Source organism: Streptomyces sp. NPDC048171 (genome assembly GCF_043202655.1).
Classification (GTDB): domain Bacteria; phylum Actinomycetota; class Actinomycetes; order Streptomycetales; family Streptomycetaceae; genus Streptomyces.
In genome coordinates, this window is record NZ_JBIDAU010000013.1 from 128839 (window position 1) to 145163 (window position 16325).

Below are 16325 nucleotides of genomic sequence, written 5' to 3' on the forward strand. Positions count from 1 at the left end.
CTCCGTCCCCGGACGGAGGGGACGGCCCCGTTCGTGCGCTTTGATGTGCCTTGGTGCCCCGCATGTGCCGCAGGCAGTGACCGGGAACGGACGGTCAATTTCCGTTTGGGCTCGCTCCTTTGGCGGACGATCAGTAGCCTCAGCTCGAACACCGGACCGGCTACGCCTTGGAGAACTGGATGGAGCGTCCCGCCTGGGCCCCCCGCAGCATCGACATCTCGGTGCCCAGCGTGTCCCGGATCTACGACTTCTACCTGGGCGGTTCGCACAACTTCGAGGTCGACCGGGAGGCCGCCCGCCGCGCCATGGAGTTCCTGCCGGGGCTCCCCAAGATCATGCAGGCGAACCGGGCGTTCATGCGCCGCGCCGTGCGCTTCGCGGCCGAAGAGGGCATCGACCAGTTCCTGGACATCGGCTCCGGCATCCCCACCTTCGGCAACGTCCACGAGGTGGCCGGACGCGCGCGCCCCGGCGCCCGCGTCGTGTACGTCGACCACGACCCGGTGGCGGTCGCCCACAGCGAGGCCGTCCTGGCGGGCAACGACGACGCCGGGGTGGTGGCGGCGGACCTCCTCAAACCGGGGGAGATCCTCAACAGCCCGCAGGTGCGGGGGCTGATCGACCTGAATCGACCGGTCGCCCTCCTGCTGGTTGCCATACTGCACTTCGTGGAAGACGCGGACGACCCGTACGCCGCGGTGGCCGAGCTGAGCGACGCGCTCGCGCCCGGCAGCCTGCTCGTGCTCACGCACGCCTCGTACGAGGGAATCCCGCTGCCCGCCGAGCGGGCCGGGGGAGCGGTGGACGTGTACCGGGACATCCGCAATCCGCTGATCATGCGTTCGCGCGACGACATCGCGCGGTTCTTCAAGGGGTACGACATGGTGGAACCCGGACTGGTTCCGATGCCGCGCTGGCGGCCCGAGGGGTCGCCGGAGGACGAGGATCCGTACGCGTTCTCCGGGTTCGCCGGCGTGGGACGTACGGCGTGAGGGCGGAGCCGGACGGGCCGGAGGACAGACTGCGCAGGTTCGCGACGATCTGGAGCCGGGCCGTGTTCCCGGTGACCTCGACGTCGTCCACCCGGCCCGAGTTCGAGGAGCAACTGCTGCCGCTGGCCCGCCGGCTGAGCGAGGTGCTGCGCGCCCGCGCCTTCGACGCGGCCGAGGCCCGGGCGGTCGGCGCCGCGCTCGTCGACGCCCACTGCACCGACCCCGAGGCGCTCGCCCGGACGCTCGACTGCGTCGACGCCTACCTCGTGCTCTACTGCGGCGAGGACGGCGACCCCGAGGGCCTGCGGGCCCGGTCGGCGCGGCTCCAGCACGCGATGGCCGCCGGGTACGCCGGCGCGCTGCGGGCCAGGACCCTGGCCGAGCAGGAGGCCATCGCGCAGGCCGCGCTGAAGGCGCAGGGCGTGGTGGCCGAGGCGCTGCACGCCAGCGAGGCCCGCTTCCGCGCGGTCTTCGAGGGCGCCGCCATAGGCATCGGCATCGCCGACCTGGAGGGCAACGTCCTCCAGGTCAACGACGCGCTGATGCGCATGTTCGGCATCGCCGACCCGACCCTCGGCGGCCGCAGGGCGACCGAGTGGACGCACCCCGACGACGCGCCGCAGACCTGGCGGCTCTACGACGAGCTGGTGCGCGGCGAGCGCGAGCACTACCACGTGGAGAAGGCCTTCTACCGGCCCGACGGCACGGTCCTGTGGACCAACCTGACCGTGTCCCTGCTGCGGGACGCCGACGGCACCCCGCAGTACCAGCTGGCGCTGATGGAGGACACCACGGAGCGGCGGCTGCTCAACCTGCGGCTGCGCTACGAGGCCACCCACGACGCGCTCACCGGACTGCCCAACCGGAGCTTCTTCTTCGAACGCCTGGAGAAGGCCCTGAACGCCGGCCCGGGCCAGCGCTTCGGCCTGTGCTACCTCGACCTCGACGGCTTCAAGACCGTCAACGACAGCCTCGGTCACGCGGCCGGCGACCGGCTTCTGGTGGAGGTCGCCGACCGGCTCCAGGCCTGCGCCACGGCGCCCGGCGAGATGGTCGCCCGGCTCGGCGGCGACGAGTTCGTCGCCCTGACCACCGGCCCCGACACCCGGCACGAGGTCGACGAGCTGGCCGGCCGCATCATGAACGCGCTGCTCGCCCCGATCAGCGTCGACGGCCGCGAACTGACCGTGCGCGGCAGCATCGGCATCGTGGAGGGCCCGGCGGGCGAACGCAGCCCGGCGGAAGTGCTGCGCAGCGCCGACATCACCATGTACCGGGCGAAGTCGGCGGGCGGCAACCGCTTCGAGCTGGCCGACCCGGAGGCCGACGCGCGCGTCATCACCCGGCACGGGCTCACCACCGCCCTGCCGGCCGCTCTGGAGCGCGGCGAGTTCTTCATCGAGTACCAGCCGCTGGTCCACCTCGGCGACGGCAGTGTGCGCGGCGCCGAGGCGCTGGTGCGCTGGCTGCACCCGCAGCACGGGGTGCTCGGCCCGGACCGCTTCATCCCGCTCGCCGAGCACACGGGGCTGATCGTGCCGCTGGGCCGTTGGGTCCTGGAGCAGTCCGTGCGGCAGGCCCGCGCCTGGCGGGAACGGTACGGCGACACCACCGCGGCGGGCCCGCTGCGGATCAACGTCAACCTCTCGCCCTGCCAGCTCACCCACCCGGGCCTGGTCCAGGACACCGTCGAGATCCTGGAGCGGACCGGGGTCGCGCCCGACGCGCTGTGCCTGGAGGTGACGGAGTCGGCGCTCATCGGAGCCGACGACGACCTGCTCAAGCCGCTGCGCCGGCTGGCCGAGATGGGCGTCGACATCGCCCTGGACGACTTCGGCACCGGCTACTCCAACCTCGCCAACCTGCGCAGGCTGCCGGTCAGCGTCCTCAAGCTGGACCGTTCCTTCACGCAGAGCATGCAGCGGTTCCCCGCCGACCCCGTGGACCTCAAGATCGTCGAGGGCATCGTCGCCCTGGCCCACAGCCTCGACCTCTCGGTCACCGTCGAGGGCGTGGAGACCGGCGCCCAGGCGGAACAGCTGCGCATACTGGGCTGCGACACGGCCCAGGGCTGGTACTACGCCCGCCCCGGCCCCCCGGACCGCCTGCACGAACTGGCCCTGGTGGACGCGACGGCCTAGCGCCCCGAAGGGGCGCGGGGAACTGCGCGACCAGCCACGACGCACCCGCGGCCCCGGACGGCGCTGAACGAAAACGGCGCCCCCGGGGCTCGGGCGAAGGAACCGTCACCGTTCGAGCAGCATCCGCTGCAACTCCCGAGCCGCCCGCGGCGGAGCCACATCGCTGCGGTGCGCCAGCGCGATGGTCCGGTGCAGCCCGGGCCGGGCCAGCGGTGTCACCCGCAGCCCGCGGCCGGAGCGGGCCGCGACCATGCGGGGGACGACCGCCATCCCCAGCCCGGCCCGGACGAATCCCAGCACCGCGTCCATCTCCCCGCCCTCCACCGCGAAGTCCGGCTCGAACCCCGCGGAGCGGCACGCGGCCACGGTCAGCTCCCGCAGGTCGTAGCCGTGCCGGAACATCACCAGACGTTCGCCCTCCAGATCCGCGATGTCCACGGCCCGGCGTCCCCCGCCCGGCCGGGCCGACTCCGGGGACGACACCACGACCAGGTCCTCGCGCAGCAGCTCCACCGTGGTCAGTGCCGGCGAGGCGGTGGGCAGCGGGAGCACGACCAGCGCGAGGTCGAGCGCGCCGCGCGCCAGTTCCCGGACCAGGTCGTGCGAGCCGCCCTCCTCGATCATGAGCTGGATGCCGGGATAGCGGTCGTGGAAGGCCCGCAGCACGTCCGGCAGCAGCCCGGTGCACAGGCTCGGAGTCGCGCCCAGCCGCACCCGGCCGCGACGCAGTTGCACCAGCTCCAGCACCTCGTGCCGCGCGGTGTCCGCGTCGGCCAGGATGCGCCGGGCCAGCGGCAGCAGCGCCTCCCCGGCGTCGGTGAGGGTGATGTTGCCGCGGGCCCGCAGGAACAGGTCCGCGCCCAGCTCCCGCTCCAGCGCCTTGATCTGCTGGGACAGCGACGGCTGCGCCACGTGGACCGCCTCCGCGGCGCGGGTGAAGTGCCGCGTCTCGGCGACCGCCACGAAGTACTGAAGCTGTTGCAACTGCATACGGCGAGCATACGCCCTCGATAGGGACTGCCTATGGAATCCAGGCAGACCATGTCTTGGACCGATGGGGCATCCTCCCCGTAGCGTCCTGTGACATGGCTCTGGCAACGCGGACGGACCGACGGCCGTCCATGGCGCGCACCGTGTGGGACTCGACCGTCGGCAAGAAGACAGTGATGGCGGTCAGCGGTCTCGTCATGCTGCTCTACCTGGTCGCCCACATGATCGGGAACCTGAAGATCTTCTTCGGGCCGGAGGAGATCAACCACTACGCCCACTGGCTGCGCACCGTCGGCGAGCCGTTCATGCACTACGAGTGGACGCTCTGGCTGATCCGCGTCGTCCTCGTGGCCGCCGTGGTCGCGCACGCCACCTCCGCGTACCAGCTGAGCCGCCGCGACATCAAGGCGCGCCCCACCAAGTACGCGAACAAGAAGGCGGGCAAGAGCTTCGCCACCCGCACGATGCGCTGGGGCGGGATCATCCTCGGCCTGTTCATCGTCTGGCACATCCTCGACCTGACGACCGGCACCGTGCACCCCGGCGGCTACGAGCACCTGCGCCCCTACCAGAACATCATCGACACGTTCTCCACGTGGTACGGGAACGTCATCTACATCGCGGCCGTGGTCGCCCTCGGGTTCCACGTGCGGCACGGCCTGTGGAGCGCCGCCCAGACCCTCGGCGTCGGCAGCCGCACCCGCGACCGCGCCCTGAAGACCGTCGCGAACGTCCTCGCGCTGCTGCTCACGGCCGGCTTCGTCGCCGTACCCGTGGGCGTCATGACCGGAGTGGTGAGCTGACATGACAACCTACGCCGACTACACGACCGGTGAGCCGGTCGCCGACACCAAGGCCCCCGAGGGCCCGGTCAACGAGCGCTGGGACACGCGCCGCTTCGAGGCGAAGCTGGTCAACCCCGCCAACCGGCGCAAGCAGACCGTCATCGTCGTCGGCACCGGCCTCGCGGGCGGCTCCGCCGGCGCCACCCTCGCCGAACAGGGCTACCACGTCGTCCAGTTCTGCTACCAGGACTCCCCGCGCCGGGCGCACTCCATCGCCGCGCAGGGCGGCATCAACGCCGCGAAGAACTACCGCAACGACGGCGACTCGATCCACCGCCTGTTCTACGACACGGTCAAGGGCGGAGACTTCCGCTCCCGCGAGTCCAACGTGCACCGGCTGGCGCAGATCTCGGTCGAGATCATCGACCAGTGCGTCGCGCAGGGCGTGCCCTTCGCCCGCGAGTACGGCGGCCTCCTCGACACCCGCTCCTTCGGCGGCGTCCAGGTCTCCCGCACCTTCTACGCGCGGGGCCAGACGGGCCAGCAGCTGCTCCTCGGCGCCTACCAGGCGCTCAGCAGGCAGATCGCGGCCGGCAACATCGAGATGCACCCGCGCACCGAGATGCTCGACCTGGTCGTCGTGGACGGGCGGGCCCGCGGCATCGTCGCCCGGGACCTGATCACCGGGAAGATCGACACCTACTTCGCGGACGCCGTCGTGCTGGCCAGCGGCGGCTACGGCAACGTCTTCTACCTGTCGACCAACGCCATGAACTCCAACGCGACCGCCGTCTGGCGGGCGCACCGGCGCGGCGCCTGGTTCGCCAACCCCTGCTTCACGCAGATCCACCCCACGTGCATCCCGCGCACCGGCGACCACCAGTCCAAGCTCACGCTGATGAGCGAGTCGCTGCGCAACGACGGCCGGATCTGGGTGCCGAAGGCCAAGGGCGACGACCGGCCGCCGAACCAGATCCCCGAGGACGAGCGCGACTACTACCTGGAGCGCATCTACCCGTCCTTCGGCAACCTCGTCCCCCGCGACATCGCCTCCCGCGCCGCGAAGAACGTCTGCGACGAGGGCAGGGGCGTCGGCCCCGGCGGCCAGGGCGTGTACCTGGACTTCGCCGACGCGATCGAGCGCATGGGACGCAAGGCGGTCGAGGCCAAGTACGGCAACCTCTTCGACATGTACCAGCGGATCACCGACGAGGACCCGTACCGGGTGCCGATGCGGATCTACCCCGCCGTGCACTACACGATGGGCGGTCTGTGGGTCGACTACGACCTCCAGACCACCGTCCCGGGCCTGTTCGCGATCGGCGAGGCGAACTTCTCCGACCACGGGGCCAACCGGCTCGGCGCCTCCGCGCTCATGCAGGGCCTGGCGGACGGCTACTTCGTCCTCCCGGCCACGATCAACGACTACCTCGCCCGCAACCCGCACAAGGACGAGGTGAACGACGACCACCCGGCGGTGCAGGAGGTGGTCGCCGAGACCGAGGACCGGCTCAACCTGCTCCTCTCCGTGGACGGCGACCGCACCCCGGACTCCTTCCACCGCGAACTGGGCGAGCTGATGTGGGAGTTCTGCGGCATGGCCCGCACCGACTCCGGCCTGCGCAAGGCGCTGGAACGCATCCCGCAGATCCGCGAGGAGTTCTGGCGCCGCATCAAGGTCCCGGGCACCGGCGAGGAGTTCAACCAGTCCCTGGAGAAGGCCAACCGCGTCGTCGACTACCTGGAGCTCGCCGAGCTGATGTGCCTCGACGCGCTGCACCGCTCCGAGTCCTGCGGCGGCCACTTCCGCGAGGAGTCCCAGACCCCCGACGGCGAGGCGGCCCGCAAGGACGACGAGTTCGGCTACGCCGCCGCCTGGGAGTTCACCGGCACCGGCGACGCGCCCACCCTGCACAAGGAAGACCTGGTCTTCGAGTACGTCCACCCCACCCAGCGGAGCTACGCATGAAGCTCACCCTGCGCGTCTGGCGGCAGAAGAACGCCGACGCCGACGGCGCCATGTCCACGTACGAGGTGGACGGGATCTCCCGCGACATGTCCTTCCTGGAGATGCTCGACACCCTCAACGAGGAACTCATCCTCAAGGGCGAGGACCCCGTCGCCTTCGACCACGACTGCCGCGAGGGCATCTGCGGCGCCTGCTCGCTGGTCATCAACGGCGACGCGCACGGACCCGAGCGCACCACCACCTGCCAGCTGCACATGCGGTCCTTCCAGGACGGCGACACGATCGACATCGAGCCGTGGCGGGCTTCGGCCTTCCCGGTCGTGAAGGATCTGGTCGTCGACCGGTCCGCCTTCGACCGGATCATCCAGGCCGGGGGCTACATCACCGCGCCGACCGGCGCCGCCCCGGAGGCCCACGCCGCGCCGGTGCCGAAGCCGGACGCCGACTTCGCCTTCGAGCACGCCGAGTGCATCGGGTGCGGGGCATGTGTCGCGGCGTGCCCGAACGGGGCGGCGATGCTGTTCACGTCCGCGAAGGTGAACCATCTCAACGTCCTTCCGCAGGGGGCGCCCGAGCGGGAGACGCGGGTGCTGGACATGGTGGGGCAGATGGACGAGGAGGGGTTCGGCGGGTGCACGCTGACGGGTGAGTGCGCGACCGCTTGCCCCAAGGGCATTCCGCTGATGTCCATCACCAGCATGAACAAGGAGTGGCTGCGGGCTGCGCGGAAGGTGCAGCGGTAGCGCCGTGGGGGTGCTGTCGTCGGGCGGCTGCGGGTAGGTCGTGGCTGCTCGCGCGGTTCCCCGCGCCCCTTTGGGGCGCGTGCAAGTGAACGTTCGCCGTCAGGTGCGGACGGGCGGGGCCGGGGGAGGTGCTCCCCTCGGCCCCGTCTCGCTTGCGCGCCCGGCATTCAGCAAGCGCACATCCGCTCTCCCGGCAGTGGTCACGCGCAGTACAGCCGGCGTCGGAAGAACTGTGGCGGACCCGCACCGCGACCAGGAGAGCACCCATGACCGGCGTACTGACCGCAGACCGTCCCTCCAAGCCTGCCGTACCCCACCGCTACACGGTCGCCCTCGCCCGCGACGAGGACGACGTGCGGGCCGCCCAGCGGCTGCGGCACGACGTCTTCGCCGGGGAGATGGGCGCGCTGCTGGCGAGCGCGCAGCCCGGGTACGACGTCGACCCCTTCGACGCGTACTGCGACCACCTGCTCGTGCGCGAGGAGGCGACCGGGCAGGTCGTCGGCACCTACCGGCTGCTGCCCCCGGAGCGCGCGGCGGTCGCCGGACGGCTGTACGGGGAGAGCGAGTTCGACCTCACGGCGCTCGACGCGATCCGGCCCGGGCTGGTCGAGGTCGGCCGCTCCTGCGTGCACCCGGCCCACCGTGACGGCGCCGTCATCGGGCTCATCTGGGCCGGCATAGCCCGCTACATGACCGACCGGGGCCACGAGTGGCTGGCGGGCTGCTGCTCGCTCCCGCTCGCAGACGGCGGATCGCTGGCCGCCGCCACCTGGGACCGGGTGCGGGCCAAGAACCTGGCGCCCGAGGAGTACCGGGTGCGGCCGCTGCTGCCGTGGATCCCGCGCACGCCCGCGCCCGCCGCCCGCACCGAGCTGCCCGCCCTGCTGCGCGGCTACCTCCGCCTCGGTGCCTGGGTGTGCGGGGAACCCGCGCACGACGTGGACTTCGGCGTCGCGGACCTGTACGTGCTGCTGCCGATGAGCCGGGTCGACCCGCGCTACCTGCGGCACTTCCTCTCGCTCGTCCCGGCGTGATGGGCGCCTGGCTGCCGGTCGCCCCCTGCACCCCGGCGACCTGCGTGGACCCGTCCCGGGCCGCGGTGGCCGTACCGCGCGCCGTGCTGCGGCTCGCAGCGGTCGCCGTGCTGGTCCTCGCCGCGGTCGCGGTCGTGCTGACGCCGGTCCGGCTGTGGGTGCCGTCCGTCGTGGTGGCGCGCTGGTCCCGGTGGGTGGTGCGGGCCGCGGGTGTGCGGGTCCGCGTCAGCGGTGCCGCCGCGCCCGCGGGCGGGCTGCTCCTGGTCGCCAACCACGTCTCGTGGCTCGACATCCCGCTGCTGGCCGCCGTACGCCCCGCCAGGATGCTGGCCAAGAGCGAGATCCGGGGCTGGCCGGTGGCGGGCGCGCTGGCCGCACGCGGCGGGGTGCTGTTCATCGAACGCGACCGGCTGCGGGCGCTGCCGGACACGGTCGCCGCGCTCGCGCTGGCCCTGCGCGCGGGCGCCGCCGTCGCCGCCTTCCCCGAGGGCAGCACCTGGTGCGGGCGCGCCGGGGGCGCCTACCGCCGGGCCGTGTTCCAGGCCGCGCTGGACGCCGGGGTGCCGGTCCAGCCGGTGCGTCTTCGGTACCGGGCCGGGGAGCGGGGGGTGAGCACGGCACCGGCGTTCGTCGGCGCGGACACCCTGCTCGCCTCGATGTGGCGGGTGGCGTCGGCCCGCGGGCTGACCGCCGAGGTGGAGGTGTGCCCCGTCGTCCCGCCTGGCCGCCACCCCGACCGCCGCGCCCTGGCGGAGGCGGCCCAGCGGATGGCTCCGCCCGGCGACCCGCACGGTCACCTGGGGAAAGCACCTTCGAAAAGTATGTGTGTTTTGTGAGGTATGTGCCGTTTCCGTAGCGCTGGATGCGGACAACCGGAAGGCAGGCACTCGAAAGGAGGGTGATGGCAGATGATCACCCGTGAAGAGATCGCCAACGTCCTGGACCAACCGGTCTACGACGGGGACGGCAACAAGATCGGCGACGCCAAGCATGTCTTCTTCGACGACATGACCGGGCGCCCCGAGTGGGTGAGCGTCAAGACGGGCATGTTCGGCTCCAGCGAGTCCTTCGTGCCCATTCGCGACGCCGCGCTGGTGCAGGACCACCTAGAGGTTCCCTACGGCAAGGACCAGGTCAAGGGCGCGCCCAGTGTCGACGTCGACGCGGGCGGCCATCTGTCGGAGACCGAGGAACACCGGCTCTACGACTACTACGGCATCAACTGGGACAGCGTGCTGTCCGAGGCCGAGCGGACCGACGACGGCCGCTGGGCCGCCGGTCCCGGACCGGCGGGCACGGCGGGAGCCGCCGGCGCGGCGGGTGCCGCGGGTCTGGCCGACACGACCCGTGGGACCGGCGACACGGACATGGGCCGCGACACGAGCATCGGCACCGGTACGGACATGGGCACGGGCAGCGCGGCCGGAATGGCCGGACGCCGGGACGCCCCCGACCGTACGGGCCTGCGCGAAGACGAGGCCATGACCCGCTCCGAGGAGCAGATGCACGTCGGCGTCGAGCGACGTGAGACGGGCCGCGCCAGGCTGCGCAAGTACGTGGTCACCGAAGAGGTGCAGCAGACCGTGCCCCTGAAGCACGAGGAAGTGCGTGTGGTGCGCGAGCCGATCACGGACGCCAACCGCGGCGACGCGCTGTCCGGGCCGGAGATCAGCGAGGCCGAGCACGAGATCACGCTGCACGCGGAACGCCCCGTCGTGGAGACCGAGGCCGTCCCGGTGGAGCGCGTCCGCATGACCATGGAGGAGCACACCGAGAACGAGACGGTGCGCGGCCAGGTCCGCAAGGAGCGGATCGAGGCCGAGACCGAGACCTTCGACGAGGACGACGTCCCGCGGGGCCGCGAGTGACCCTTCCCCGCCCTCACCGCGAGAACCAGCGCTGGTGAACCGGCTTCACCGGCGCGTCCCGCCGTCCAGGGCCCGGCCCAGATAGGGCGCGGTGGCACTGCCCTCGGCACGCGCCACCTCGGCGGGCGACCCCGCGGCGACGATCCGCCCGCCCGCGTCACCGCCGCCCGGCCCGAGGTCGATCACGTGGTCGGCGCCCGCCACCACGGCCATGTCGTGTTCCACGACGACCACCGTGTGCCCGGCGTCCACGAGACCGTGCAACTGGCGCATCAGCACCTCGACATCCGCCGGATGCAGGCCGGTCGTCGGCTCGTCGAGGAGGTACAGGGTGTGGCTGCGGCGGCCCCGCTGGAGTTCGCTCGCCAGCTTGATGCGCTGCGCCTCCCCGCCGGACAGCTCGGTGGCAGGCTGGCCGAGCCGCAGATAGCCGAGCCCGACGTCGAGCAGTGCGGCCAGGCTGCGCGCCACCGGCGCGGTGTCCGCGAAGAACTCCGCCGCGTCCTCCACCGTGAGGTCGAGGACCTCGGCGATGTTCCGTCCCCGGTACGCCACTTCGAGTGTCCCGGGGTTGTAGCGCGCCCCGCCGCAGTCGGGGCACGGCGCGTACGTGCTCGGCAGGAACAGCAGCTCGACGCTGACGAACCCCTCGCCCTGGCAGGTCTCGCAGCGCCCGCCGGGCACGTTGAAGGAGAAACGGCCCACGCCGTAACCGCGCTCCCCGGCCTGGTCGGTGGCGGCGAACACCTTGCGCACCACGTCGAACAGGCCCGTGTACGTGGCCAGGTTGGAACGCGGGGTGCGTCCGATCGGCCGCTGGTCGACGGAGACCAGCCGCCCCACCCCCGGCAGGTCCTCGGTGATCTCGCCGACCAGCGTCGACTTGCCCGAGCCGGACACGCCGGTCACCGCGGTGAGCACGCCGAGCGGGAAGGCCGCGGTCACCCCGCGCAGGTTGTGCCGCGTGACCGGACCGACCGTCACGGTGCCCCGGGGGGCTCGCGTCCGCCGTACGGGGGCGGGGGAGCGGTCGAAGAGATGACGGGCGGTCGCGGACCCGGTGACCTCCGCCAGTCCGGCGACCGGGCCGCTGTACAGCACCCGTCCGCCGTGCTCGCCCGCCAGCGGGCCGACGTCCACGATCCAGTCGGCGCCGCGCATCACGCCGAGGTGGTGCTCCACCACGAACACCGAGTTGCCGGCCGTCTTCAGCCGCTCCAGCACCGTCAGCAGTGCCTCCGTGTCCGCCGGGTGCAGCCCCGCCGACGGCTCGTCGAGGACGTACACCACCCCGAACAGCCCGGAGCGCAGCTGCGTCGCCAGCCGCAGCCGCTGCAGCTCGCCCGCCGACAGGGTGGGCGTCGGGCGGTCCAGGCTCAGATAGCCGAGGCCCAGCTCGACGACGGGCGTGATGCGCGAGACCAGGTCCCCGGTGAGCACCTTCGCCGTCTCGCCCCCGGTCGGCAGCACCCCGGCCAGTTCCGAGAGCGGCAGCGAGGCCAGTTCGGCGATGGTCCGGCCGCCGACGGTCACCGCCAGCGACTCGGCCCGCAGCCTCCCGCCGCCGCAGACGGGACAGGGCGTACTGGCGAGGAAGCGCTCGGCCTTCGCCCGCAGCGTGGCGCTCCTGGAGTCCGAGAAGGTCTTCATCACGTACCGCCGGGCGCTCATGTACGTGCCCTGGTACGGCCGCTGGATGCGGCCCGCGTCGCGCACCGGATGCACCGTGACCACGGGCTGCTCGTCCGTGAACAGGATCCACTCGCGCTCGGCGGCGGGCAGCTCGCGCCAGGGCCGGTCCACGTCGTACCCGAGGGCGTCGAGCACGTCCCGCAGGTTCTTTCCCTGCCAGGCGCCCGGCCACGCGGCGATCGCGCCGTCCCGGATCGACAGCCCCGGGTCCGGGACCAGCAGTTCCTCGGTCGTGCGGTGCACCCGGCCGAGCCCGTGGCACTCGGGGCAGGCCCCGGCAGCCGTGTTCGGCGAGAAGGCGTCGGAGTCCATCCGCTCGGCGCCCGGCGGGTAGTCGCCGGCCCGCGAGAAGAGCATCCGCAGGGAGTTGGAGAGGTTCGTGACGGTGCCCACCGAGGACCGGGACGTCGGAGCGGAGCGCCGCTGCTGGAGCGACACGGCGGGCGGCAGCCCGGTGATCTCGCCCACCTTCGGAGCGCCGACCTGGTGGATCAGCCGGCGGGCGTACGGCGCGACCGACTCGAAGTAGCGCCGCTGCGCCTCCGCGTAGACCGTCCCGAAGGCCAGCGACGACTTCCCGGAGCCGGAGACACCGGTGAACACCGCGACCACGTCCCGGGGGACGTCCACGTCGACGCCCTTGAGGTTGTGCTCGCGGGCGTCGCGCACCCGGACGTACGGGTCGTGGGGGCTGTGCATCGCGGGGAACTCCGAACGGTCTTCGGTCTCGGGGGAGAGAGCGGGGAGAGCGGGGGGACAAACCCCGCGATTCTACGCCGTGGCGGCGGACGTCCCCGCGCCGACGACGCGGGCGAGCCGCCGGTAGGAGTCCAGCAGCGCCGCGCGGTCGTACGTGCTGGTGGTCACCAGCACCTCCTGGGCGCCGGTCTCCTCCACCAGCGTCTCCAGCGCCTCGGCGACCTGCTCCTCGGTGCCGGCGATGTGCCCGGCGAGCCCGGACTCGTACAGGTCGCGTTCCTTGGCGGTCATCGTCCGCGGCTCGACCTCCTCGGCCGGGGGCAGCGGAGGGAACGTGCCGCGGGTGCGCGCGTGGGCCATGGACCAGGCCTCCGGGACCAGCAGCCGCCGGGCCGCCTCGGGGGTGCCGGCCACGGCGACGGTGCCGGACACGACGACGTACGGCTCCGGGCTCCACTCGGAGGGGCGGAACCCGGCGCGGTAGCGGTCGATGCCCCGGCGCATGCGGTCGCGGTCGCGCAGGTCGCCGATGACCATCGGCAGGCCCGCGCGGGCCGCCACGGCCGCCCCTTCGCCCATCGCCAGGACGAAGGGCGGCACGTCCAGCCCTTCGGCGGGGCGGGCGTGCGCGCCGGTCGGCGAGGTGCCGCGGAACCAGCCCAGCAGCTCGGCCAGTTGTCCCTCGAAGTCGTCGGCGTCGTCCTTGTCGCGGCCCAGCGCCCGGCGGACCCCGTCGGTGAAGCCCACCGAGCGGCCGAGACCCATGTCGATCCGGCCGGGGAAGAGCGACTCCAGCACGCCGAACTGCTCGGCCACCACCAGCGGCCGGTGGTTGGGCAGCATCACGCCCCCGGTGCCGACGCGTACGCGGCTGGTGGCGCCGGCCACCGCGGCCGCGAGCACGGTCGGCGCCGAGCCCGCCACCCCGGGCACGCCGTGGTGCTCCGACACCCAGAACCGGTGGTAACCGAGCCGCTCCGCCTCCCGCGCCAGCTCCACGGTGTCGCGCAGCGCCTCCGCCGCGGTCCGGCCCGCCCGGATGCGGGAGCGGTCGAGGACGGAGAAGCGTGTGGTGGCGATCGTCGAGGTCACATCCGGTTCAACGTCCGGGGCCCGCACAGATTCCCGGTGCCGCGTTCTAGTGTGGTCGGGTGACCGACAGCAGCAGGCCCCCGGTGGCCGTGTTCGACCTGGACAACACCCTCGCGGACACCGCGCACCGACAGCGCTTTCTGGAGCGCCGGCCGCGCGACTGGGACGCGTTCTTCGCCGCCGCCCCGCACGATCCGCCGCTCGCGGAAGGCGTCGCGCTGGTGCGGGAGCACGCCGAGGAGTGCGAGATCGTCTATCTCACCGGGCGGCCCGAGCGCTGCCGCCGCGACACGCTCGACTGGCTGGCCGCGCACGGCCTGCCCGAGGGGCCCGTGCACATGCGGGGCAACACCGACCGGCGGCCCGCCCGGCGCACCAAGCTGGAGATCCTGCGGCGGCTCGCCCGCACCCGCGAGGTCCGGGTCCTCGTCGACGACGATGAACTGGTCTGCGACGACGCGGCGCGGGCCGGTTTCGCCGTCGTCCGGGCGCGTTGGGCGGCGCGTTCGGCCGAACTGCGGGTGGCGCAGGAGCGCGAGGGGCGCACCTGACCGTCCGGTGAGGCGCCGAGGGCTCAGTCCGACTCCTCCAGGCGGAAGCCGACCTTGAGGCCGACCTGCCAGTGCGCGACCTCGCCGTCCTCGATCTGGCCGCGCACCTGGGTCACCTCGAACCAGTCCAGGTTGCGCAGCGTCCGCTGGGCGCGCCTGACGCCGTTGCGGACGGCCTGGTCGACGCCGTCCGGCGAGGTGCCGACGATCTCGGTGACCCGGTAGGTGTGGTTCGACATGCGGGTGCTCCCTTCCGCGCGGGCGGCGGTGTGTCATGCGTCACTCCACCGTGCCCCAAGTCGCGGCCGAGCGCGAGGCATCGCCCTCCCCGGCGGGTAACTCTGCGTCACCCCCTTGACCCCTCCTATTGGTACATACCAAAATTCCAGACACCCGTTCGAGCCTCGGGCTCGCCCCCCATGTCGGGTCTCCCTTCGCGTGCGCAGGACACCCCTGTCCGCCTCCGCCCCCTGTCCGTCAGACAGAAGGACCCCTCGTGAGACGACGCCCCCTCGCCCTTGTCTGTGTGTCCGCCTCCCTGCTCAGCGGCTGCGGACTGATCTCGCAGGACGGCGGGAGCGACCGGCGCACCGTCACCGTGTGGCTGATGAAGGACAGCGCCTCCCAGGACTTCCTGCAGCGGTTCACCGAGGACTTCGAGAAGGACCACCCGGAACTCGACCTCGACATCCGCATCCAGGAGTGGACCGGCATCGGCGACAAGGTGCAGACCGCCCTGAAGGGCGACGGCGCGGACGGGCCGGACGTCATCGAGGTCGGCAACACCCAGGTGCCGCAGTACGCGGAGGGCGGCCGGCTCCAGGACCTGACCCTGGAGTCGATGCGCGACTGGGGCATCCGCGACTGGCTGCCCGGCCTCGCCGAACCCGGACAGTACATGTCCCAGCAGTTCGGCATCCCCTGGTACGCCGCCAACCGCGTCGTCATCTACCGCAAGGACCTCTTCGAGCAGGCCGGCGTCGCCGAGCCGCCCCGCAGCCGCGAGGAGTGGATCGCCGCCACCGAGAAGCTCGACGCGGACGGCCGCCAGGGCATCTACCTCGCCGGACAGGACTGGTACACGCTCTCCGGCTTCATCTGGGACGAGGGCGGCGAGCTGGCCGACCAGGCCGGTGACGGCGGCACCTGGACGGGCGCCCTGGACTCCGCGGCCGCCCTGCGCGGCATGGACTTCTACCAGGAACTGCAGGCCCTCGGCGACGGCCCGGTCGACGCCGACGAGGAACACCCCCCGCAGGGCGACGTGTTCGCCGAGGGCCAGGTCGCGCAGATCGTCGCGGTGCCCGGCCTCGCCCAGTCCATCGTCCGCGCGAACCCCGAACTCAAGGGCGAGCTGGGCTTCTTCCCGGTGCCCGGCAAGACGTCCGACAAGCCCGGCGCCGTCTTCACCGGCGGCTCCGACCTCGTCGTCCCGAAGAACGCCGACGAACACGAGGGCGCCCTCGCCGTCGTCGACGCGCTGGCCGGCGCCAAGTGGAACACCGACCTGGCCCGCACCATGAACTACGTCCCCAACAAGACGTCCCTCGCCAAGGCCGTCGCCGGGGAGGAGGGCGCCGAGGCCATGGCGGCCGGCGCGGCCCAGGGCCGGGCCACCCCCGGGACGCCCCGCTGGGGCGCCGTGGAGGCGGACAACCCGATCAAGGACTACATGACGAAGGTGCTCTCGGGGTCCGACGCGAAGTCGGAGGCCCGCCGGGCCTCCGACCGCATCACCGAACTGCTGGACGTCAACGCCCGCTGAG

14 protein-coding genes are annotated in these 16325 nt (G+C 72.4%); 10 read left to right on the top strand and 4 right to left on the bottom strand.

Annotated elements, in window-relative coordinates; all coding sequences use genetic code 11:
* Positions 1-179: 179 nt before the first annotated feature.
* Together ACGF3J_RS32435 and rmdA are read left to right on the top strand one after the other, a co-directional pair.
* Positions 180-992: an SAM-dependent methyltransferase gene (locus ACGF3J_RS32435; RefSeq protein WP_361359203.1), complete on the top strand. Its 813-nt coding sequence runs from the start codon at positions 180-182 to the stop codon at positions 990-992.
* Positions 989-3133 (top strand): cyclic Di-GMP phosphodiesterase RmdA, encoded by a 2145-nt coding sequence (rmdA, locus tag ACGF3J_RS32440; protein WP_393855421.1) that lies wholly within the window; start codon positions 989-991, stop codon positions 3131-3133. The genes ACGF3J_RS32435 and rmdA overlap by 4 nt, the downstream gene beginning before the upstream one ends.
* Before the next feature lie 105 nt (positions 3134-3238).
* Here the strand turns inward: rmdA and ACGF3J_RS32445 are convergent, their stop codons facing one another.
* Complete coding sequence (locus ACGF3J_RS32445) at positions 3239-4123, bottom strand: LysR family transcriptional regulator (protein ID WP_161326318.1); 885 nt, start codon at positions 4121-4123, stop codon at positions 3239-3241.
* Between the two features lie 131 nt (positions 4124-4254).
* Here ACGF3J_RS32445 and ACGF3J_RS32450 point away from each other — a divergent pair, with 131 nt between their 5' ends.
* The 6 genes from ACGF3J_RS32450 to ACGF3J_RS32475 all read left to right on the top strand — a co-directional run bounded on the left by ACGF3J_RS32450 (position 4255) and on the right by ACGF3J_RS32475 (position 10525).
* A complete protein-coding gene (locus ACGF3J_RS32450; RefSeq protein ID WP_161326319.1) occupies positions 4255-4926 on the top strand; it encodes a succinate dehydrogenase in 672 nt (223 codons plus the stop codon).
* A gap of 1 nt (position 4927) precedes the next feature.
* Entirely contained in the window at positions 4928-6877 is a 1950-nt protein-coding gene (locus ACGF3J_RS32455; RefSeq protein WP_393855422.1) for a fumarate reductase/succinate dehydrogenase flavoprotein subunit, read from the top strand.
* Entirely contained in the window at positions 6874-7620 is a 747-nt protein-coding gene (locus tag ACGF3J_RS32460; protein WP_122615354.1) for a succinate dehydrogenase/fumarate reductase iron-sulfur subunit, read from the top strand. The genes ACGF3J_RS32455 and ACGF3J_RS32460 overlap by 4 nt, the downstream gene beginning before the upstream one ends.
* 266 nt (positions 7621-7886) lie before the next feature.
* On the top strand, positions 7887-8657 hold the full coding sequence (locus ACGF3J_RS32465) for a GNAT family N-acetyltransferase (RefSeq protein WP_393855423.1): 771 nt from the start codon (positions 7887-7889) through the stop codon (positions 8655-8657).
* Positions 8657-9493 carry a lysophospholipid acyltransferase family protein gene (locus ACGF3J_RS32470; RefSeq protein WP_393855518.1) on the top strand — a complete coding sequence of 279 codons (837 nt, stop codon included), beginning with the start codon at positions 8657-8659 and terminating at the stop codon, positions 9491-9493. Before ACGF3J_RS32465 ends, ACGF3J_RS32470 begins: the two co-directional genes overlap by 1 nt.
* Positions 9494-9565: 72 nt before the next feature.
* Positions 9566-10525, top strand: coding sequence for a DUF2382 domain-containing protein (locus ACGF3J_RS32475; RefSeq protein WP_393855424.1), 960 nt, complete (start codon positions 9566-9568; stop codon positions 10523-10525).
* A gap of 45 nt (positions 10526-10570) precedes the next feature.
* Here the strand turns inward: ACGF3J_RS32475 and ACGF3J_RS32480 are convergent, their stop codons facing one another.
* Positions 10571-12916, bottom strand: a complete 2346-nt coding sequence (locus ACGF3J_RS32480; protein ID WP_393855425.1) for an ATP-binding cassette domain-containing protein — start codon at positions 12914-12916, stop codon at positions 10571-10573.
* A 72-nt stretch (positions 12917-12988) separates the two neighbouring features.
* Positions 12989-14008, bottom strand: coding sequence for an LLM class flavin-dependent oxidoreductase (locus ACGF3J_RS32485; RefSeq protein WP_393855426.1), 1020 nt, complete (start codon positions 14006-14008; stop codon positions 12989-12991).
* Positions 14009-14067: 59 nt separating this feature from the next.
* On the opposite strand from ACGF3J_RS32485, the gene ACGF3J_RS32490 reads away from it, so the two are divergent.
* Positions 14068-14559, top strand: a complete 492-nt coding sequence (locus ACGF3J_RS32490; protein ID WP_393855427.1) for a hypothetical protein — start codon at positions 14068-14070, stop codon at positions 14557-14559.
* A 23-nt stretch (positions 14560-14582) separates the two neighbouring features.
* Here ACGF3J_RS32490 and ACGF3J_RS32495 read toward each other — a convergent pair whose 3' ends face one another.
* A complete protein-coding gene (locus ACGF3J_RS32495; RefSeq protein WP_122615348.1) occupies positions 14583-14798 on the bottom strand; it encodes a dodecin in 216 nt (71 codons plus the stop codon).
* 257 nt (positions 14799-15055) lie between these two features.
* Between ACGF3J_RS32495 and ACGF3J_RS32500 the strand changes: the two genes are divergently transcribed.
* Complete coding sequence (locus ACGF3J_RS32500; protein ID WP_393855428.1) at positions 15056-16324, top strand: extracellular solute-binding protein; 1269 nt, start codon at positions 15056-15058, stop codon at positions 16322-16324.
* Position 16325 lies beyond the last annotated feature (1 nt).